The sequence below is a fragment of the Xanthobacter variabilis genome, from assembly GCF_043831965.2.
GTDB lineage: Bacteria > Pseudomonadota > Alphaproteobacteria > Rhizobiales > Xanthobacteraceae > Xanthobacter.
Map to the genome: position 1 here is coordinate 3,234,291 of NZ_CM195533.1, position 19,017 is coordinate 3,253,307.

Sequence of the window (19,017 nt, forward strand, 5' to 3'; positions counted from 1 at the left end):
GCCAAGGAATTGGGCTGCTCCGGGTGCCGCCAGCCGGCGCCCGGAAGGGACGCCTGGCGGCCAATGACGCCTCATGCAATTATACAAAATGTGCGTTAATTCAATAATTTACACACAACTCTTCATGTGCCGTACGAAGGCGACCGGCATTTAAGGTTACGCGTTATTAGCCGGCTTTCAAATGGCTGGATAGATCCGTGATGGTAGGGTGCGCACCGGTGAGCGGATTGTCTGGATCCCAGCTGTAGGTCAGGGTTTCGAAGCGCATATCGGCGGCGTCGATCATGAGCAGCCGGCCCACCAGCCCCTCACCGAAACCGACGATGGCGCGGATGACCTCCAGCGCGACGATGGAACCGGCCAGCCCCGCCATGGCGCCCAGAACCCCCGCCTCGGCGCAGGCAGGGACGAGGCCCGGCGGCGGCGGTTCCGGAAACAGGCAGCGATAGGTGGGGTTCAAAACGCCGTCGGGGCGCCGCTCATGGGCGCGGATGGTGGTGACGGTGGCATCAAAGGTGCCCAGCGCCGCGGTCACCAAAGGCTTGCGCGCCAGCACGCAGGCGTCGGACACCAGATACCGCGTGGCGAAATTGTCCGAGCCATCCACCACCACGTCGGCGCCGACCACAAGGCCGGGAGCATTGTGCGCGTCGAGACGCAGCGGGTACGCCTCCACCGCCACATGGGGGTTGAGGGCGGCGATGGCATCGCGCGCGCTATCGGTCTTCAGCCGCCCGATATCGTCCGTGCGATGGATGACCTGCCGCTGGAGATTGGAGAGGGACACCTCGTCGTCGTCCACCACCATCAGACGTCCGACCCCGGCGGCGGCGAGATAGAGCAGCACCGGCGCGCCCAGCCCGCCGGCGCCGACCACCAGGACGCTCGCGCCCTTCAGCTTCTGCTGGCCCGGCCCGCCCACGTCGCGCAGCACGATATGGCGCGCATAGCGCTCGATTTCATCAGCGGAAAAAACCATGGCCTGCCTCCGGCCCCCGCCTCACGAGGCCGGAGCCGAGAGCTTGGCGATGAGGGGCATCAGGGTGTTCGTCACCGTCTCCTGCGTCAGCGGGCCGACGAATTTGTGGACGATGACACCGTTGCGATCGAGGACGAAGGTTTCGGGCACGCCATACACGCCCCAGTCGATGGCCGCGCGCCCCTTCGGATCCACCCCCACGGCCGCATAAGGCAAGCCATACTGGCCCAGAAAACGGCGGGCATTGTCCGGTGCGTCCTTGTAGTTCAAGCCGACCAGGCGCAGCCGGGGATCTTTCGCGATCTCCATCAGCAGCGGGTGCTCCTCGCGGCAGGGCGCGCACCAGGAGGCCCAGACGTTCACCAGGGTCGGCTTGCCCTTCAGGTCGGCCACGTCGAAGCCAGGGACGGGCACGCCGGCCCGGTTGAGGCCGGCGAGAGGTTCCAGCACCACTTCCGGCGCCGCCCGCCCCACCAAAGCGGAGGGCACCCGCGAGGGGTCGCCACCGGTCTCCAGGCGGGAAAAGAAGAGGGAGGCCAGCGCCAGGAACAGCACCAGCGGCAAGGCCACCAGCCACAGCCGCCGCTTTGGCGCGGCCGGCGGACGGGGCGCGGAAGAGGGGGCAGACGGTTCGCTCATTTCACTCTCACCACGGTGTCGCTCTCAGTCGCGGTCCGCGCGGGGGCTGCGGCGCGCGCCCGCCGGCGCAGGCCGCGCGCTTCCAGCTCGCGCAGCATGCGCTGCTCGCGCCGATAGGAAAGAAGGATCCAGCCGGTCAGCAGGCCGAGACCCAGAAGAGAGACGCCGTAGGATGCGGCGATGAAGAGAAGATGGCTCATGGGCGGTCCTGCGGGCGAGCTTAGGCCAGGGCTTCGGCCGCGGCGCGCGCTTCCAGCGCCTGCACCCGGCGATGCAGGATTTCGGTGCGCATGCCCACCATGTGGAGCGTCACGAACATCAATGTGAAGCCCGCGGCGCAGGTCAGCAGCGGCCACAGCAGGCTCGAATCAATGGTCGACCCGCCCATGCGGAACACCGATGCGGGCTGATGCAGCGTGTTCCACCAGTCCACGGAGAATTTCACGATGGGCACGTTGATGAAGCCCACCAGCGTGAGCACGGCAGCGGCGCGACCGGCACGATTCGGATCCTCGATGGCGGCCCGCAGGGCCATCAGGCCCAGATAGAGCAGCAGCAGCACCAGCATGGAGGTGAGCCGCGCGTCCCAAACCCAGTAGGTGCCCCACATGGGCCGGCCCCAGAGCGAGCCGGTGATGAGACACAGCGCAGTGAAGGTGGCGCCGATGGGCGCGGCCGCCTTGTGGGCCACATCCGCCAATGGATGGCGCCAGACCAGGATGCCGATGGAGGACAATGCCATCATCGTGTAGCCGAACATGCCCAGCCACGCGAACGGCACGTGGATGTACATGATCTTCACCGTTTCGCCCTGCTGGTAATCCGGCGGGGCCTGGAAGGCCAGCCAGAAGCCGGCGGCGAGCACAAGCAGCGTCGCCGCCGCCAGATACGGCAGCAGACGGGCTGAGAAGCTCAGGAAGCGGACCGGGTTGGCAAGGTCGAGAAGCGGCATGAGAGACGTTCTAGAGCGCCTGCGGTCCGGAGGGAAGGTGGGGCCGCAATGGCGAGCGGTCGCAGCCCCTTGTCGCAGCCCCTTGTTACAGCTCCTGCCCCGGGCGGCCCCGCAAACGCGCACTTGACCATCGTTATATCTCAATGAATATATCGCGTGACATTCAACACGCCCCGCACGCAGCCCGGCTTCTGGTCGCGCGGATGGCGGAGCGGAATGAACTCCGTGGTGGGAGTACTCGACGAAAAAGTGCCGGGCGCGGGGCACCGTGCCCGGCACAGAGTTCGAGGCTTCACCGCGATGTGCTTCCGGCATTGCGCCATGCCAGCATGGGAATAGCGACAAGCGTCATCGGCATTTGATAGACTGGCGCCGGGCCCGCCACCGGTGGTGAGCCCGGCGGGCGGGAAGGCACGATGGCTTCGCTGAGCGTGAGAATTGACCTGCGGCCCGGCAGTCGCATCGGCCCGGGAAAGATCGAGCTGTTGGAGAAGATTGCGGCTTTCGGCTCCATTTCCGCCGCCGGGCGGGCCATGAACATGTCCTACCGGCGGGCGTGGGAGCTGGTGGAGGAGATGAACAAGCTCTTCCCCACGCCGCTGGTTTCCGCCCGCACCGGCGGCAAGCACGGTGGCGGCACGGCCCTCACCCCGCTGGGGCTCGCGGTGGTCACGCGCTACCGCGCTATCGAGCAGGCGGCGACCGAGGCCGCCAGCCAGCACCTTTCGGCCCTCCAGGCGGAACTCTCCGCCCCCGCGCCGACGCCGGACACCCAGCCGTGAGGCCGCGCGCCGCGGGTCGGCACGGTCCTTTTCGTTTCAACGACATATGCGGCGCCTATCCTGAGCCTGGCGCCACATGCCGACGACGCCTTCCAAGCACCTGCGCGGACGCGTTTTCCGCACGCGGCGGGGTTTCCCGCATCGTCTGAAAATGCTCTGGCTCCGCGCCGGCGTTCCGGATAGCGTCGGCCATCCCCACGGAAGCTGAGCCTTGCCGAAACGCCCCACGAAAACCTCATCGCGCCCTGCCCCCACGCGCGCCGGCAAAACCCGCGCCGGCCGCAAGCGCGCCGCCGATGCTCATCTGGGCGCCGACGCCTTGGTGTTCGCCCCGCGCGCCACGGGGGAAATGCCCACTAAGAAGGAGGTGCTGGCCTTCATCGCCAGCCAGAGCGGCACCGTCGGCAAGCGTGAGATCGCCCGTGCCTTCGGCCTTTCGGCCGCCCAGAAGGTGGAGCTGAAGGAGCTGCTGCGCGACCTGTCGGACGAGGGCACGGTGGAACGGCGCAGCCGCAAGCTGCACGTGCCCGGCGCCCTGCCCGGCGTGGTGCTGGCGGACATCGTGACCCGCGATGCCGATGGCGAGCTGGTCGCCGTGCCGGTGGAGTGGGACAGCGAGGAGCACGGGGACGCGCCCCGCATCATCCTCCAGGCGCCGCGCCACACCGCCCGAAACCGTGGCCCCGCGCCCGGCCTTTCAGACCGCGCCCTGGTGCGCATCGTGGAAGGCTCCGGCGAGACCTATGTGGGCCGGGTCATCAAGGTGCTGGAGAAGGCCCGCAAGCAGACCCTGGGCATTTTCCATGCGCTGCCCCAAGGCGGCGGGCGCATCGTGCCCATCGACAAGAAGGCCCATGGCCGCGAGCTGCAGATCCCGCCGGGCGCCGAGCACGAGGCCGAGGATGGCGACCTCGTGGCGGTGGAGCTCATGCGCCAGCGGGTGTTTGGCCTGCCCACGGCGCGGGTGAAGGAGCGGCTCGGCTCGCTCAAGAGCGAGAAGGCGGTGAGCCTCATCGCCCTGCACGCCCACGGCATTCCCCACCAGTTTCCCGATGCTGTCACGCGCGAGGCGGAAGCGGCCAAGAAGGTCACCGCCCGCGGCCGGGAGGACTGGCGCAAGCTGCCCCTCGTCACCATCGACCCGCCCGACGCGAAGGACCATGACGACGCGGTGCACGCGGTCGCGGACGAAGACCCGGACAATGCCGGCGGCTTCATCGTCACCGTCGCCATCGCCGACGTGTCCACTTATGTGCAGCCCGCCTCCGCGCTGGACCGGGAGGCCCTCATTCGCGGCAATTCGGTCTATTTCCCGGACCGGGTTGTGCCCATGCTACCGGAGCGGATCTCCAACGATCTGTGCTCCCTGCGGCCCGACGAAGACCGGCCGGCCCTGGCGGTGCGCATGGTCATCGGCAAGGATGGGCGCAAGAAGAGCCACGCCTTCCACCGCATCATGATGCGCTCGGCCGGCAAGCTCGCTTATGCCCAGGCCCAGGCCGCCATCGAGGGGCGGGGCGACGACACCACGGACCCATTGCTGGAAAAGGTGCTGAAGCCCCTTTACGCGGCCTATGAGTGCGTGAAGCGGGCGCGCGACAACCGCCAGCCCCTCGATCTGGACCTTCCCGAGCGCAAGATCCTGCTCAATCCCGACGGCACAGTGGACAAGGTGGTGGTGCCGGATCGGCTGGATGCGCACCGGCTCATCGAGGAATTCATGATCCTGGCCAACGTGGCCGCCGCCGAGACGCTGGAGGACAAGCGCACGCCGCTGATCTACCGCGTGCATGACACCCCATCGCTGGAAAAGCTCTCGGCCCTGCGCGACTTCCTGAAGACGCTCGACATCGCCTTGCCGAAAATCGATACCGTGCGTCCCTCCCACCTCAACCGCATCCTCGCGCTGGTGAAGGACACGGATGCGGCGCCGCTGGTGAACCAGGTGATTTTGCGCAGCCAGTGCCAGGCCGAATATTCCTCCGAGAATTACGGCCATTTCGGCCTCAATCTGCGCCGCTACGCCCACTTCACCTCGCCCATCCGCCGCTATGCGGACCTTGTGGTGCATCGTGGGCTCATCCGCGCCATGGGCTTCGGCAAGGATGGCCTGCCGGACGAAGCGACGGCGGAGAGCCTGGGCGAGGTGGCCGCCGCCATCTCCGTCACCGAGCGGCGGGCCATGGCGGCCGAGCGGGAGACCATCGACCGGCTCATTGCCCATCACCTGGCCAACCAGATTGGCGCGGTGTTCAAGGGGCGCATCAATGGCGCCACCAAAGCCGGCCTGTTCGTCTCCCTCGACGAGACGGGGGCGGACGGCTTTGTGCCGGCCGCGACCATCGGCGCTGATTATTACCGCTTCGACGAGGCGCGCCAGGCGCTGGTGGGCGAGCGCACCGGGGAAATGCACCGCATCGGCGACCGGGTGGAGGTGCGCCTGGTGGAGGCTGCGCCGGTCGCGGGCGCGCTTCGGTTTGAGCTGTTGTCCGAAGGGACGTATGTAAAGGGGGCGCGCGGGCGGCCCGGACCGTTGCGCCGTTCCGCAGGAATGAAAAAGGGCCCTGGCCGTGCGGCGCCCCGCGCCGGCGGACCTGGGGGCAAGACGGGCGGGAGGAAACCCGGCGGAAGCCGGAAAGGATAGGGCGAACCCGTCCATGACACTGACAGTGACGACGCGGGCCATGCCGCCCGCCCCCCTGGGGCCACAGGCCCCGCCCCAGCTGCCGCCACGCGCGGTCGCGCCCTCTCTGCTGCGCGGCGCGCGCGGCCTGTGCCCGGCCTGCGGCACCGGCAGCCTCTATGCCCGCTACCTGAAGATCTCGCCCTTCTGCGGGCAATGCGGCGAGGAGCTTTACCATCACAGGGCGGACGATGCCCCGCCTTACGCCGTCATCCTGGCGGTGGGCCACATCGTGGTGCCGCTGCTGGTGGTGGTGGAAGAGCTGTTCCAGCCGCCCGTATGGGCCCATCTGGCGCTCTGGCTGCCGCTCACGCTGGTGTTGAGCCTGGTTCTGCTGCCGCCCGTGAAGGGCATGCTGGTGAACCTGCAATGGGCCTTGCGCATGCATGGCTTCGACGCCACCAGCCCGGAACGCGAGCTTCCGCCCGACGGCGCTGAGCGCCCCCTTCCCTCTTCCGCAGCGGCCTCTTTCGCACCATGACCGATTTCGCCACCCGTCTCACCGCCGCCGAGCGGAACCAGAACTCCCCCAACGTGCGGCCCAAGGATGCCGCGACGCTGATTCTCGTGGACCGCGCGGGCAAGGCGCCGCGCGTGCTCATGGGCCGGCGCAACCCCAGCCTCAAGTTCATGCCGAACATGTTTGTGTTCCCCGGCGGCCGGCTGGAGAAATTCGACAAGGCCATGCCCGTCTACGGCATCGTCGATCCGGACAGCGAGCGGCGCCTGATGCAAAGCGTGCAGCGGCCCACCCTCGGCCGGGTGCGCGGGCTGGCGGCCGCCGCCATCCGCGAGATGTATGAGGAAACCGGCCTCATGGTCGGCACCAAGGACCTCGGCGCCCCCGAAGCGCCCTGCGATGACTGGCGGGCCTTCGAATCGCACGAGGTGTTCCCCAACCTGGAAGCCCTCACCTTCGTGGCCCGGGCCATCACCCCGCCGCGGCGTCCGAGACGCTTCGACACGCGCTTCTTCGTTGCCGATGCCGGCGCGGTGTGCGACGAGGAGCCGGGCAAGGTCGGTGAAAACTCCGAGCTGGTGGACCTGAAGTGGCTCACTTTCGACGAGACGAAGGCCGAGGACCTGCCCACCGTTACCCGCGTGGTGCTGGAGGAATTGGCGGCCCGCATCGAGGCGGGCTTCCATCATCGCCTTCCCGTTCCCTCCTACGCCATGCGGCACGGCCAATTCGTACGCACGCTTCTCGACTGACCGGACTTTTTTCCTGATGCACGCCCCAAATGCGGTCCCCGCTCAAAAGACGAGCTGGAGGGCCTCGATCGCCGCCGCCATCTCCGCCATCACGGTGGTCGGGGTGGGGATCAGCCTCTCCATCCCCCTCTTGGCGCTGGAACTGGAATCGCGGGGCGTGTCCGGCACCCTCATTGGGGTGAACACGGCGGTGGCGGGCATCGCCACCGTCGCCACGGCGCCCTTCATCCCCCAATTGGTGCGGTGGCTTGGGGTGCGGGCGCTGCTGGTGGTCTCCATCGCGCTATGCGCGGCGAGCCTTCTGGCCTTCAAGGCTGTCGAATCGTTCGTCCTGTGGTTTCCGCTACGATTCGTGCTGGGCGCGGCCCTGTGCGTGCTGTTCGCGGTCAGCGAGTTCTGGATCAATGCGGTGGCCCCGCAGCACCGGCGCGGCCTCATCATGGGCATCTACGCCACAGCCCTCTCGGTCGGCGCGGCCCTTGGCCCGGTGATCCTCAGCGTCACCGGCACCGTGGGCTGGCCGCCTTACCTCGCGGGCGCGGTGGTGCTTTGCCTGGGCGCCATCCCCATCCTAATGGCGCGCGGTATGACGCCGAGCATCCATGATGGCGAGCACCACGGGGTGCTCTCCTTCCTGCGCAAGTCGCCCACGGCCCTCATGGCCGCGCTGGTCTTCGGCGCCATGGAAACCTCGGTGATGAGCTTCCTGCCCGTCTATGGCGTGCGCCTGGGCATGGGCGACAGCGACGCCACCTTGCTGCTGACGGTGGCGGTGCTGGGCAATGTGGCGTTCCAGATTCCCCTTGGCCTGATCTCGGACCGCGTGGACCGGCGGGTATTGCTGTTCATCTGCTCGCTGGTCGGCACCATCGGCGCGGCGATTCTGCCACAGCTGCCGGTGGATGGCGTGCCCTTCCTTGCGGCGGTGTTCCTGGCCACGGGCGTGGTGGGCTCGCTTTATACGGTGGGGCTGGCGCATCTGGGCGCGCGATTCCACGGCGCCAACCTCGCGTCCGCCAATGCCGCCTTCGTGATGTTCTACTCGCTCGGCCTCATCGTCGGGCCGCCCGTCGCAGGCCAGGGCATGGACCTCTACAACCCCTATGGCTTCGCCTATGTCATCGCGGCCATGCTGGGCGGCTATGCGCTGCTGGTGGCGGTGCGCCTGATGGTCGGCAATGAGGCGCTGAAGCCGCGCAGGCCTTGACAATGAAGGGCTGTTAAGGGCATTTCGGCGCATACGAGCCGCCGGTCCGGCAGCGCGTGCGTGTTTCTTTTTGCCGGCATTCGGCTTGCGCGCCAGGAATTGCGCGCCACCAGCGGCACCAGGGATCAAGATATGGCCAAGGCTGCAACCATCAAGATCAAGCTCCTGTCCAGCGCGGACACGGGCTCCTTCTACGTCACCAAGAAGAACTCCCGTACCAAGACCGACAAGATCGTGCTGAAGAAGTATGACCCGGTCGCCCGCAAGCACGTCGAGTTCCGCGAGACCAAGATCAAGTGATGCGCGCGGGGCCCCGCCCCGCAGCGCTTTCATGAAGGACAGGGCGCCGCTTCGGCGCCCTTTTCTTTTGCCCAGACGCTCACGGGTCTTCGTCGCCATGATGGCTGGACGACCGCTCCGATTCTGCTCACGGCAAGGGTTTGAAGCGCGCCGGGCGATGGCTGCCGCGCGCTCCGGTGTCCCAAGCGGGAAGGCCGCGCAGGGCCCTATAGAATCGGTCGATGTGAGCGCTCGGCCGCAGTGCCACAACCAATCGACCTGTAGCCCATGCGGCGCGGCCGTTTCTGGACCAGCAAAGCCCCCCCCATCCGCGCTGCCTCTCGCGCCCGCTAGGGCCGCGTTGGGAGGATTAGGCGCTGGGGATGAAGTCCGGCAGGGACGTGAAGGACAACGCGCCGGGAAGCGTCAACACCACTGGCGCTTGGGTGCCGATCCGGACGCTCCCGAAGCGGCGTTGCCGCGGTCACGCCCCGCAAGCGGCAGAGCGCGCGCCCCTCTTTCCGTCGCTCGGATGCCGATGTTGCTCGGATGTCGATCGCTTTGAGCCCATGCCAGACTTGCGGCGCCGCGCCGCCTGCACGGCGCTGTGGCCGAGAGACACACGAAAGCGCGCACAGACTGGTGCACGGGCTTCATGGCTTACTTGAAAGGCCTGAATTGGCGAGTGGGAACGGGAATAGGTGGCCGGTGGGGAACGCGCGGGGAGGCCTCCCGTCAGCGCTCACCCACCGGCCAAACCCCACGGACCCAGGAGATGCGGCGGACCTGAGCACTCCGTAGGGTTGTCCCGAATGGACCTGTATCGCCGATGACCTTTGTCGCCGCGGGCAAGCGCTTCTGCCGCATTTTGAAGCGCTGCGCGTATGTTGCGACTCGGGCGGTAGCCCATAGCTACCTTTGCGTTAAATCTTAGCGTAACGCCCACCAAAGCGAAAGCTCTCGAATCCGGCTCGCGCAGCAGGAGAGGTTTTCAACCACCGGTAAACTGTTTCACCGTTTCCAGAAATTTCGCCACGGATATGGGCTTGGAAAGATAGGCCTCGCAGCCGCCAGCGCGAATCCGCTCCTCGTCGCCCTTCATGGCGAAGGCGGTGACCGCGACCACGGGGATGGCGCGCAGCTCGGGGTCCGCCTTCAGCTTTCGCGTCACGTCGAGGCCCGAAATCTCGGGCAGCTGGATATCCATGATGATGAGGTCCGGCCGGTGGGCGCGGGCAAGATCCACCGCCTCGACGCCTGTGCGCGTCTCCACGGTGCGGTAGCCGTGTGCCTCCAGCAAGTCGTGGAAGAGCTTCATGTTGAGCTCGTTGTCCTCCACGATCATGACTGTCTTCGTCATAGGGCCCATCCCCGCTTGGCGCTTCGCAGCCCGCCGCGAACGTGCTGGAATGGGCAACAGCTAGAGCCCATTCGTTGCGGAAGCGCAAATGCCAATTCAAGAGAAACCCAAGGGCCTTCAAGCCCAGCGTGCAGCAGCCCAGGAAGTTGCCGTGGCCGCCTTGTCCTTCATCGCAGCCGATGGTGAGCGATTGGTGCGATTCCTTGCGGAAACCGGCCTTTCCCCCGCCAATTTGCGCGAGGCCGCGAGCAAGGCCGATTTCGGGGCCGGCGTGCTGGCCTATGTGCTCTCCGATGAGCCGCTTCTGATCGCCTTTGCCGAGTCGCAGCAGCTGACGCCGAAGCATGTGGTGAGCGCCTGCGCCATCCTCACCCCGCCCGACGACCCCGATTCGAACGTGCGCCATACCCTCTGAGGAGCGCGCCCTAAGCCCCCGCGCGCCATTGCGCCGGGGCGCTGCCGGCGGCAGAATCGTGCCATGGCCTCCCCTCCCCCAGGCTTTTGCCGCGACTGTCTCGCCGATTCCGGCGCGGGCCCGCGCTGCGTCGCCTGCGGCAGCCCGCGTCTGGCGCGACATCCACAGATCGACGAACTCGCCATTGCCCATGTGGATTGCGACGCGTTCTTCGCGGCCGTGGAGAAGCGGGACAATCCGGCGCTGGCGGATGTGCCGCTCATCATCGGCGGCGGCAAGCGCGGCGTGGTTTCCACCGCCTGCTACATTGCCCGCATCGCGGGGGTGCGCTCGGCCATGCCCATGTTCAAGGCCAAGGCCCTGTGCCCCGATGCCGTGGTGCTGCCGCCGAACATGGAGAAATACCGCATCGCCGGCCGCCAGGTTCGGGCCATGATGCAGGCGCTGACGCCTCTCGTGGAGCCGCTCTCCATCGATGAGGCCTTCCTCGACCTCTCGGGCACGCAGGCCCTGCACGGCCTCAGCCCCGCGCGCACCCTGGCCCGCTTCGCGCTGGAGGTGGAACGGCAGGTGGGGATCAGCGTTTCCGTCGGTCTCGCGCCCAACAAGTTCCTGGCCAAGACCGCATCTGACCTCGACAAGCCCCGCGGCTTCTCCGTTCTGGGTTCTCTGGAGGCCGCCGCGTTCCTGGCCCCGCGGCCGGTCACCTTCATCTGGGGCGTGGGCGCCGCATTCGGCTCGCGGCTTAATCGCGACGGGTTCCACACCATTGCCGACCTGCAGCGCGCCGACGCCACCGATCTTGCCCGGCGGTATGGCGCCGAAGGCCTGCGACTGGCGCGGCTGGCGCGGGGGCTCGACACCCGCGTGGTGGAGCCCGACCGGGAGGCCAAGAGCGTTTCGGCGGAAACCACCTTCGACACCGATATCGGGGGGCTGCGACCGCTGGAGCAGACGCTTTACGGCCTCGCTGAGGAAGTCAGCGCGCGCTTGAAGAAGGGGGAGATCGCCGGCCGCACCGTGACGCTGAAGCTGAAGACGGCGGATTTCCGCCTGCGCACCCGCTCCCGCACGCTGGACAGCGCCACCTGCCTGGCCGGCCGCATCTATGCCCAGGCCCATGAGCTGCTGCAAAAGGAGGCTGACGGCACGCGCTTCCGCCTCATTGGCGTGGGCGTTTCCGAGCTGTGTCCGGCCAGCGAGGCCGATCCCGCCGACCTGGTCGACACCGGAACGGAGCGCCTGAAGGCGACCGAGAGCGCCATGGATGCCCTGACGGCCAAGTTCGGCCGTGGCGTGGTCTCGCGCGGGCTGATGCTGGGCTCCGACCATGGCGGCCGGCGCAAGGGGCGTTGAGCGCCGGGTTGAGCAATGCGTTTGCCCCCCATCCGCGGCGGGCGCTACTCTTTCCCGTCACGATCTGCTAGATCGCACCCTCGCCTGAGATTTCACGAGTGATGCGATGATCCCCCGTTATAGCCGGCCGCAGATGGCCGACATCTGGTCGCCGGAAGCCCGCTTCCGCATCTGGTTCGAGATCGAGGCCCACGCCGCCGATGCGCTGGCTGATCTCGGCATCGTGCCCAAGGAGGCCGCTGCCAAGATTTGGGAGCTGGGCGGCAAGGCCGAGTTCAACATTGACCGCATCGACGAGATCGAGCGGGAAGTGAAGCACGATGTCATCGCCTTCCTGACCCATCTCGCCGAGTTCATCGGCCCCGAGTCGCGCTTCGTGCACCAGGGCATGACCTCGTCCGACGTGCTGGACACCTGCCTTGCCGTGCAGCTCACCCGCGCCGCCGATCTGCTGATCGCGGATGTGGATGCCCTGCTGAAGGTGCTGGAGCGGCGCGCGTTCGAGTTCAAGCTCACCCCCACGGTGGGCCGCTCTCACGGCATCCATGCCGAGCCCACCACCTTCGGCGTGAAGCTCGCCATCGCGAGCGCCGAGTTCCAGCGGGCGCGCGCCCGTCTGGTGGCCGCCCGCGCGGAAATCTCCACCTGCGCCATTTCCGGCGCGGTCGGCACCTTCGCCCACATCGACCCGCGGGTTGAGGAGCATGTGGCCGCCAAGATGGGTCTCACGGTGGAGCCCGTTTCCACCCAGGTGATCCCGCGCGATCGGCATGCCATGTTCTTCGCCACCTTGGGCGTCGTCGCCTCCTCCGTGGAGCGGCTTGCCGTCGAGGTGCGCCATCTGCAGCGGACCGAGGTGCTGGAAGCGGAAGAGTATTTCTCCGAGGCGCAGAAGGGCTCCTCGGCCATGCCGCACAAGCGCAACCCGGTGCTCACCGAGAACCTCACCGGCCTGGCCCGCATGGTGCGCGCCTATGTGACGCCGGCGCTGGAGAATGTGGCCCTCTGGCACGAGCGCGACATCTCCCACTCGTCCGTCGAGCGCATGATCGGCCCCGACGCGACGGTGACCCTGGACTTCGCTCTGGCGCGCCTCACCAGCGTGATGGACAAGCTGGTGGTGCACACCGACAACATGCAGAAGAACATGGACAAGCTGGGGGGCCTCATCCACTCCCAGCGCGTGTTGCTGGCGCTCACCCAGAAGGGCGCGAGCCGTGAGGACGCCTATCGCCTCGTGCAGCGCAACGCCATGAAGGTCTGGCGCGGCGAAGGCGATTTCCGCACCTTCCTGCTGGGCGACGCGGATGTGCGCAAGTATCTGTCCGAAGAGGACATCAACGAGAAGTTCGACCTCGGCTATCACCTGAAGAATGTGGACACCATCTTCAAGCGGGTGTTCGGCCACCTGTGAGGTGAAGCGCGTGTAAAAGAAAAGGCCCGCTTCGAAGCGGGCCTTTTTTGTTTGGGCGCGTGCGCATCAGCGCTCGGCGATCTATGGGCGGCTATAGGGTGCCGATGATCAGGCCGAGGAGCAGCGCGATGACGGGAAGCCAGATCATCGCCAAAGCGAGATCCCGGCGCCCGCGCCGCCACATGGGCCACGCGAGCAAGGGCGAGAGGATGCACACCGCGAGCGTCATCCCCCACCCGGCGATAGCTGCCCCCGCGCCCTGCGCTCCTTCCGGGCCGCCGAACACGAAGCCTGAGATTCCAAGCAACAGCACCACCAGAGCCGCATCGGCCAGAAGGCCGAGGGCGATGGCCACCTTCAGCGCGAGCGGAGCAGCCGGCCCCGGCGCCTGAGCCACATTCTGTGTCACGCGATCAGCCGATGGCCTTGTCGCGGATGGCGACGCCCTTTTCCTGCAGCAGCGGAATCAGCTCGCCGGACTGGAACATCTCGCGGACGATGTCGCAGCCGCCGATGAACTCGCCCTTGATGTAGAGCTGGGGAATGGTCGGCCAGTTCGCATAGTCCTTGATGCCCTGGCGGATCGCGTCATTCTCGAGCACGTTCACGCCCTTGAAGGGCACACCCACGTGGTCGAGAATCTGCACCACCTGGCCGGAGAAGCCGCACTGCGGGAACTGCGGAGTGCCCTTCATGAAGAGGACCACGTCGCCCGACTTGACGATGCCATCGATGTCTTCGCGAATGCCCATGAGATCGAATCCAAGCTGGCGGGCCGAAACATCCGGCCCTCTCGGCTAAAGATCGGCGCTTCGGGCACAAAGTTCAAGGTCCGCGCCGGCTCTGCTCTCGCATCTGCACACTCCAACGAAAATGCCCGGGACAAGCCCGGGCATCAATTCGTCGCCAATGCGCCGGTCAGGCCGCGCCTGTCACTTTTGCGCGGGCGCCGCCGTGTGCAGGGCCAGAGCGTGCAGCTCTCCGCCCATGGAGCCCTTCAAGGCCGCGTAGACCATCTGGTGCTGCTGCAGCCGGCTCTTGCCGCGGAAGGCCTCCGAGACAATGCGGGCGGCATAGTGATCCCCGTCCCCCGCCAGGTCCTCGATCATGACTGAGGCGTCGGGAAGAGCGGACTTGATGAGCGCTTCGATGTCGCGAGCCTGCATCGGCATGGCAGTTCGATCCTCCGGAAAAGGGCTGTCAGGACGCGCCCATATAAATGGGCAGCCACGTCTCGTGGCGGTCCCGGAGCGATTCCACAATGATCGAACGGTCATCGGGCACGATCAAGCGGTCACCGCCGGTCTTCCCAAGCTTCGTCACCGGCACGCCGGCCGCCTGGGCGTGGCGAACGACCTCGCCGGCCTGGCTCGGCGGCACCGTCACCACATAACGGGCCTGATCCTCGCCGAACCACCACGCATTGGCATCCATGCCCTCGGGCGGGGCTTCCAGCGAGGCGCCCATGTGGCCCGCCATGGCCATTTCGGCGATGGCGACGAGGAGGCCACCATCGGAGATATCATGCACCGCGGTTGCGACACCGTCGCGGATCAGCGCGCGCACGAAGTCACCATTGCGCTTTTCCGCCACCAGGTCCACCGGCGGCGGCGCCCCCTCCTCCCGCTCGCACACCGTGGCGAGGAAGGCGGACGCACCGAGCCAGCCCACGGTCTTGCCGATCAGCAGGATCAGCTCGCCGGAGGCCTTGAAGTCCAGCGTCATGGACTCGGCCAGATTGTCGATAAGCCCCACCCCGCCGATGGACGGCGTGGGCAGGATGGCCTGGCCATTGGTCTCGTTATAGAGGCTGACATTGCCCGAAACGATGGGGAAGTCGAGCGCCTCGCAGGCCGCCCCGATACCCTTCACGCAGGCCACGAACTGACCCATGATTTCCGGCTTTTCGGGATTGCCGAAATTGAGGTTATCGGTGGCGGCGATGGGGGTCGCGCCCACGGCGGTCAGGTTGCGCCACGCCTCGGCCACGGCCTGCTTGCCGCCCTCGAAGGGGCCGGCCTCGCAATAACGCGGCGTCACGTCGGTGGTGAAGGCGAGCGCCTTGGGCCCATCATCCACCCGCACCACGGCGGCGTCGCCACCGGGCTGCTGCACGGTGTTGCCGAGAATCAGGTGGTCATACTGCTCCCACACCCAGCGCTTGGAGCACAGGTCGGGAGAAGCAATGAGCCGTTCCAGCGCGTCCGCCACGGATGCCGAGGTGCGCACCTCGGACGGAGAAATCATGGGGCGATCTGCCGGCTCCGCGTACGGCCGGTGATATTCCGGCGCCTCGTCGCCCAGCTCCTTGATGGGCAGGTCGGCTTCCACCAGCCCCTTGTGCTTCACCACGAAGCGCAGGGTGTCGGTGGTGTGACCGACAATGGCGAAGTCCAGGCCCCACTTGCGGAAAATAGCCTCGGCCTCGGCCTCCTTGCCGTCGGCGATCACCATGAGCATGCGCTCCTGGCTCTCGGACAGCATCATTTCATAGGCGTTCATGCCCTCTTCACGGCAGGGCACCGCATCAAGGTCCAGTTCCACGCCCAGGCCGCCCTTGGCGCCCATCTCGACTGCGGAGCTGGTGAGGCCGGCGGCACCCATGTCCTGGATCGAAACCACGCAGCCCGCCTTCATGATTTCGAGGCAGGCTTCCAGCAGCAGCTTTTCGGCGAAGGGGTCACCCACCTGCACGGTCGGGCGCTTCTCCTCCGCGTCGGCGCCGAACTCGGCCGAGGCCATGGTGGCGCCGTGAATGCCGTCGCGGCCGGTCTTGGAGCCGAGATAGACGATGGCGCGGCCGACGCCGGTGGCCGCCGCGTAGAAAATCTCGTCGGTCTTGGCGAGGCCCACGGCCATGGCATTGACGAGGATGTTGCCATTATAGCGCTTGTGGAAGCCCACCGAACCGCCCACCGTGGGCACGCCGAACGAGTTTCCATAGCCGCCAATGCCGGCCACCACGCCCGCCAGCAGGCGACGCGTCTTGGCATTGTGGCAATCGCCGAAGCGCAGCAGGTTCAGCGCCGCGATGGGGCGCGCGCCCATGGTGAACACGTCGCGCAGAATGCCGCCCACGCCCGTGCCCGCGCCCTGATAGGGCTCGATGAAGGACGGGTGGTTGTGGCTCTCCATCTTGAACACGACCGCCTGGCCGTCGCCGATGTCCACCACGCCCGCATTCTCGCCGGGCCCCTGGATCACGCGCGGGCCCTGCGTGGGCAGGGTGCGCAGCCAGACCTTGGAGGACTTGTACGAGCAGTGCTCGTTCCACATGGCGGAAACGATGCCGAGCTCGGTGATGCTCGGCTCGCGGCCGATGAGCTTCAGGAAGTGATCATACTCCTCCGGCTTCAGGCCATGCTCGGCCACCAGTTCCGGAGTGATGCGGGGCGTGTTGGGAAGGGTCACAGCGAGTCGATCCGAATTGGGGCGGGCGTCACGCCGCTTTGAGGGCGCCGGCGAGGCTTTCGAACAAGCCGCGCCCGTCGGTCGGGCCGATCTCCGGCTCGATGTAGTTTTCAGGATGCGGCATCATGCCGAGCACGTTGAACTTCTCGGAATAAATGCCGGCAATGCCGTTGATGGAGCCGTTGGGCCCATCGGTCTCGTCGATCTGGCCATCGGGGCGGGCATAGCGGAAGGCGACACGGCCTTCCTTCTCCAGCTCCGTGATGGTGTCCTCGTCGGCGGTATAATTGCCTTCGCCGTGGGCGACCGGAATGCGGATGAGGTCGCTCTTGCGATAGGCCTTGGTGAAGGCGGTGTCGGCGCGCTCCACCCGCAGCAGCACCTCACGGCACACGAAACGCAGGCGCGCATTGCGCACCAGCACGCCCGGCAGCAGGCCCGCCTCGCACAGGATCTGGAAGCCGTTGCAGATGCCCAGCACCAGCCCGCCCTTGGCGGCATGGGCGCGCACCGCATTCATGATGTTGGCACGGGCGGCGATGGCGCCGCAGCGCAGATAGTCACCGTAGGAGAAGCCGCCCGGCAGCACCACGAGATCGGTGCCCGCCGGCAGCTCGTGCTCCGCGTGCCAGACGATGTTCGGCTTGGCGCCAGCGACGAGCTTCAGGGCACGCGCGGCATCCCGCTCACGATTGGAGCCGGGAAAGAGGATGACGGCAGGTTTCATGATCTCTCAATGGGCGTCGGCCAAGGGGCATCGCCACGGGCGGGGCACGCACGGGGGCGGACCGGGACGCCGTGGAGGGGATTTGCAGCCGGCTCGAGGCTGGCTCGGATCGGGCGAAGCAAGGATGGCTGCGCACGCGACTCACGCTGTCCGCGGCGCGCGCCATAGAAAAGGCCCGGAATCTCAAAGCAGACCGGAACCGGGATCCGGCTTTGGCTCAGTTCGCTCGTGACGTCAGCCATGGCGTCCTCTCGGCGGCACCGGGCGCAAGCTTACCACAACTCAGGCAAACTCGATTCGGTAGGTCTCGATCACCGTATTGGCCAGGAGCTTTTCACAGGCTTCCTTCAGCGCCGCTTCGGCCGCGTCACGGTCATTGCCGGCGAGCTCGACGTCGAAGACCTTGCCCTGGCGCACGCTCTGCACCCCGTTGACACCCAGGGAACGCAGCGCGCCCTCGATGGCCTTGCCCTGCGGATCCAGCACCGCCGACTTCAGTGTGACGATCACGCGTGCCTTCATGAGACCTTCTCTCGTTTCGCGCGCTCAGCGCGTTTGTTCTCGTCGCGCCCCGTGGGCCTCTGGCTCCAGCGCCTGCGCGGAACGCAAACGGGGGCCTTCAGGGCCCCCGCCTAGCATCATTTGCCGCCGGTGCTCAAGGCGCCGGGGCGCCTCACGGCGCATGCCTCACTTGACGAGGACGGGGCCCTTGCCCTGGGTGTTCTCGTTCTCCATGAGGATGCCAAGCCGACGCGCCACTTCCGTGTACGCCTCGACCAGCCCGCCCATGTCGCGACGGAAGCGGTCCTTGTCCAGCTTGTCGTTGGACTTGATGTCCCACAGCCGGCACGAATCGGGGCTGATCTCGTCGGCCACGACGATCCGCATCATGTCGTTTTCCCACAGGCGGCCGCATTCCATCTTGAAGTCCACAAGACGGATGCCGACGCCGAGGAAAAGGCCCGACAGGAAATCGTTGACGCGGATCGCGAGCGCGATGATGTCGTCGATTTCCTGGGTGGTGGCCCAGCCGAACGCCGTGATGTGCTCTTCCGACACCATCGGGTCGTTGAGCGCGTCGTTCTTGTAATAAAACTCGATGATCGAGCGGGGGAGCTGGGTCCCCTCCTCGATTCCGAGTCGGGTGGACAGCGAGCCGGCCGCGACGTTGCGCACGACGATCTCGAGCGGGATGATCTCCACCTCGCGGATGAGCTGCTCGCGCATGTTCAGCCGTCGGATGAAGTGAGTCGGCACGCCGATATCGTTCAACCGGGAGAAGACGTACTCCGAGATCCGGTTGTTCAGCACGCCCTTGCCATCGATGACATCGTGCTTTTTGGCGTTGAAGGCGGTCGCGTCATCCTTGAAGTGCTGGATGAGAGTGCCGGGCTCCGGACCTTCATAGAGGACCTTCGCCTTGCCTTCGTAAATGCGGCGGCGGCGCGACATGGGTGTATACCGTCGATTGAGGAAATCCATGGGTGTGCCAAGGCTCCGTTCTGGTGACGCTCCTCGGCGGGGCGCGGGTGGCTGTTGTGCAGTTCACACCGAACCCGTGTGGACACTAGCCGATCACGAGCCCGGATACAACGCGACTG

21 protein-coding genes are annotated in these 19,017 nt (G+C 66.7%); 9 read left to right on the forward strand and 12 right to left on the reverse strand.

The annotated features are described in order from the left end of the window. Positions 1-166: 166 nt before the first annotated feature. Genes V5F26_RS14095 through V5F26_RS14110 form a run of 4 tightly spaced genes read right to left on the reverse strand, consistent with a single transcriptional unit; the run spans position 167 to position 2,570 of the window. On the reverse strand, positions 167-979 hold the full coding sequence (locus V5F26_RS14095; RefSeq protein ID WP_394946232.1) for a HesA/MoeB/ThiF family protein: 813 nt from the start codon (positions 977-979) through the stop codon (positions 167-169). A gap of 21 nt (positions 980-1,000) precedes the next feature. Then, positions 1,001-1,618: a DsbE family thiol:disulfide interchange protein gene (locus tag V5F26_RS14100; protein WP_394946233.1), complete on the reverse strand. Its 618-nt coding sequence runs from the start codon at positions 1,616-1,618 to the stop codon at positions 1,001-1,003. After that, complete coding sequence (ccmD, locus tag V5F26_RS14105) at positions 1,615-1,818, reverse strand: heme exporter protein CcmD (protein ID WP_394946234.1); 204 nt, start codon at positions 1,816-1,818, stop codon at positions 1,615-1,617. The genes V5F26_RS14100 and ccmD overlap by 4 nt, the downstream gene beginning before the upstream one ends. 20 nt (positions 1,819-1,838) lie before the next feature. Then, positions 1,839-2,570: a heme ABC transporter permease gene (locus tag V5F26_RS14110; protein ID WP_234050362.1), complete on the reverse strand. Its 732-nt coding sequence runs from the start codon at positions 2,568-2,570 to the stop codon at positions 1,839-1,841. A gap of 416 nt (positions 2,571-2,986) precedes the next feature. Here V5F26_RS14110 and V5F26_RS14115 point away from each other — a divergent pair, with 416 nt between their 5' ends. The 6 genes from V5F26_RS14115 (at position 2,987) to rpmG (ending at position 8,754) form a co-directional block, all read left to right on the forward strand. Beyond that, positions 2,987-3,352, forward strand: coding sequence for a winged helix-turn-helix domain-containing protein (locus tag V5F26_RS14115; RefSeq protein ID WP_234050363.1), 366 nt, complete (start codon positions 2,987-2,989; stop codon positions 3,350-3,352). 349 nt (positions 3,353-3,701) lie between these two features. Beyond that, on the forward strand, positions 3,702-5,996 hold the full coding sequence (gene rnr / locus V5F26_RS14120) for a ribonuclease R (RefSeq protein WP_394946480.1): 2,295 nt from the start codon (positions 3,702-3,704) through the stop codon (positions 5,994-5,996). Positions 5,997-6,009: 13 nt separating this feature from the next. Next, positions 6,010-6,516: a DUF983 domain-containing protein gene (locus V5F26_RS14125; RefSeq protein ID WP_394056901.1), complete on the forward strand. Its 507-nt coding sequence runs from the start codon at positions 6,010-6,012 to the stop codon at positions 6,514-6,516. Then, on the forward strand, positions 6,513-7,247 hold the full coding sequence (locus tag V5F26_RS14130; protein ID WP_234050365.1) for an NUDIX hydrolase: 735 nt from the start codon (positions 6,513-6,515) through the stop codon (positions 7,245-7,247). The genes V5F26_RS14125 and V5F26_RS14130 overlap by 4 nt, the downstream gene beginning before the upstream one ends. A gap of 16 nt (positions 7,248-7,263) precedes the next feature. Further along, positions 7,264-8,454: an MFS transporter gene (locus V5F26_RS14135; protein ID WP_394056899.1), complete on the forward strand. Its 1,191-nt coding sequence runs from the start codon at positions 7,264-7,266 to the stop codon at positions 8,452-8,454. A gap of 132 nt (positions 8,455-8,586) precedes the next feature. Beyond that, complete coding sequence (gene rpmG / locus V5F26_RS14140) at positions 8,587-8,754, forward strand: 50S ribosomal protein L33 (protein ID WP_234050367.1); 168 nt, start codon at positions 8,587-8,589, stop codon at positions 8,752-8,754. A gap of 970 nt (positions 8,755-9,724) precedes the next feature. On the opposite strand, the gene V5F26_RS14145 is transcribed toward rpmG, so the two are convergent. Next, on the reverse strand, positions 9,725-10,093 hold the full coding sequence (locus tag V5F26_RS14145) for a response regulator (RefSeq protein WP_234050368.1): 369 nt from the start codon (positions 10,091-10,093) through the stop codon (positions 9,725-9,727). Between the two features lie 88 nt (positions 10,094-10,181). Here V5F26_RS14145 and V5F26_RS14150 point away from each other — a divergent pair, with 88 nt between their 5' ends. The 3 genes from V5F26_RS14150 (at position 10,182) to purB (ending at position 13,278) form a co-directional block, all read left to right on the forward strand. Then, positions 10,182-10,508 carry a DUF3572 domain-containing protein gene (locus V5F26_RS14150; RefSeq protein WP_394056897.1) on the forward strand — a complete coding sequence of 109 codons (327 nt, stop codon included), beginning with the start codon at positions 10,182-10,184 and terminating at the stop codon, positions 10,506-10,508. A 63-nt stretch (positions 10,509-10,571) separates the two neighbouring features. Beyond that, positions 10,572-11,864, forward strand: coding sequence for a DNA polymerase IV (locus tag V5F26_RS14155; RefSeq protein ID WP_394056895.1), 1,293 nt, complete (start codon positions 10,572-10,574; stop codon positions 11,862-11,864). A gap of 106 nt (positions 11,865-11,970) precedes the next feature. Then, on the forward strand, positions 11,971-13,278 hold the full coding sequence (purB, locus tag V5F26_RS14160; RefSeq protein WP_234050371.1) for an adenylosuccinate lyase: 1,308 nt from the start codon (positions 11,971-11,973) through the stop codon (positions 13,276-13,278). A gap of 91 nt (positions 13,279-13,369) precedes the next feature. Here the strand turns inward: purB and V5F26_RS14165 are convergent, their stop codons facing one another. The 7 genes from V5F26_RS14165 to purC form a co-directional block, all read right to left on the reverse strand. After that, positions 13,370-13,687: a hypothetical protein gene (locus V5F26_RS14165; protein ID WP_234050372.1), complete on the reverse strand. Its 318-nt coding sequence runs from the start codon at positions 13,685-13,687 to the stop codon at positions 13,370-13,372. A gap of 4 nt (positions 13,688-13,691) precedes the next feature. Continuing rightward, positions 13,692-14,030 carry a Grx4 family monothiol glutaredoxin gene (grxD, locus tag V5F26_RS14170; protein WP_234050373.1) on the reverse strand — a complete coding sequence of 113 codons (339 nt, stop codon included), beginning with the start codon at positions 14,028-14,030 and terminating at the stop codon, positions 13,692-13,694. A gap of 180 nt (positions 14,031-14,210) precedes the next feature. Next, complete coding sequence (locus tag V5F26_RS14175; protein WP_234050374.1) at positions 14,211-14,450, reverse strand: BolA family protein; 240 nt, start codon at positions 14,448-14,450, stop codon at positions 14,211-14,213. Between the two features lie 28 nt (positions 14,451-14,478). Next, a complete protein-coding gene (gene purL, locus V5F26_RS14180; RefSeq protein ID WP_394056892.1) occupies positions 14,479-16,689 on the reverse strand; it encodes a phosphoribosylformylglycinamidine synthase subunit PurL in 2,211 nt (736 codons plus the stop codon). Positions 16,690-16,717: 28 nt separating this feature from the next. Beyond that, on the reverse strand, positions 16,718-17,416 hold the full coding sequence (gene purQ, locus V5F26_RS14185; protein ID WP_234050376.1) for a phosphoribosylformylglycinamidine synthase subunit PurQ: 699 nt from the start codon (positions 17,414-17,416) through the stop codon (positions 16,718-16,720). A gap of 282 nt (positions 17,417-17,698) precedes the next feature. Beyond that, on the reverse strand, positions 17,699-17,938 hold the full coding sequence (gene purS / locus V5F26_RS14190; protein ID WP_234050377.1) for a phosphoribosylformylglycinamidine synthase subunit PurS: 240 nt from the start codon (positions 17,936-17,938) through the stop codon (positions 17,699-17,701). 165 nt (positions 17,939-18,103) lie between these two features. Continuing rightward, complete coding sequence (purC, locus tag V5F26_RS14195; RefSeq protein ID WP_234050378.1) at positions 18,104-18,898, reverse strand: phosphoribosylaminoimidazolesuccinocarboxamide synthase; 795 nt, start codon at positions 18,896-18,898, stop codon at positions 18,104-18,106. Between the last annotated feature and the right edge of the window lie 119 nt (positions 18,899-19,017).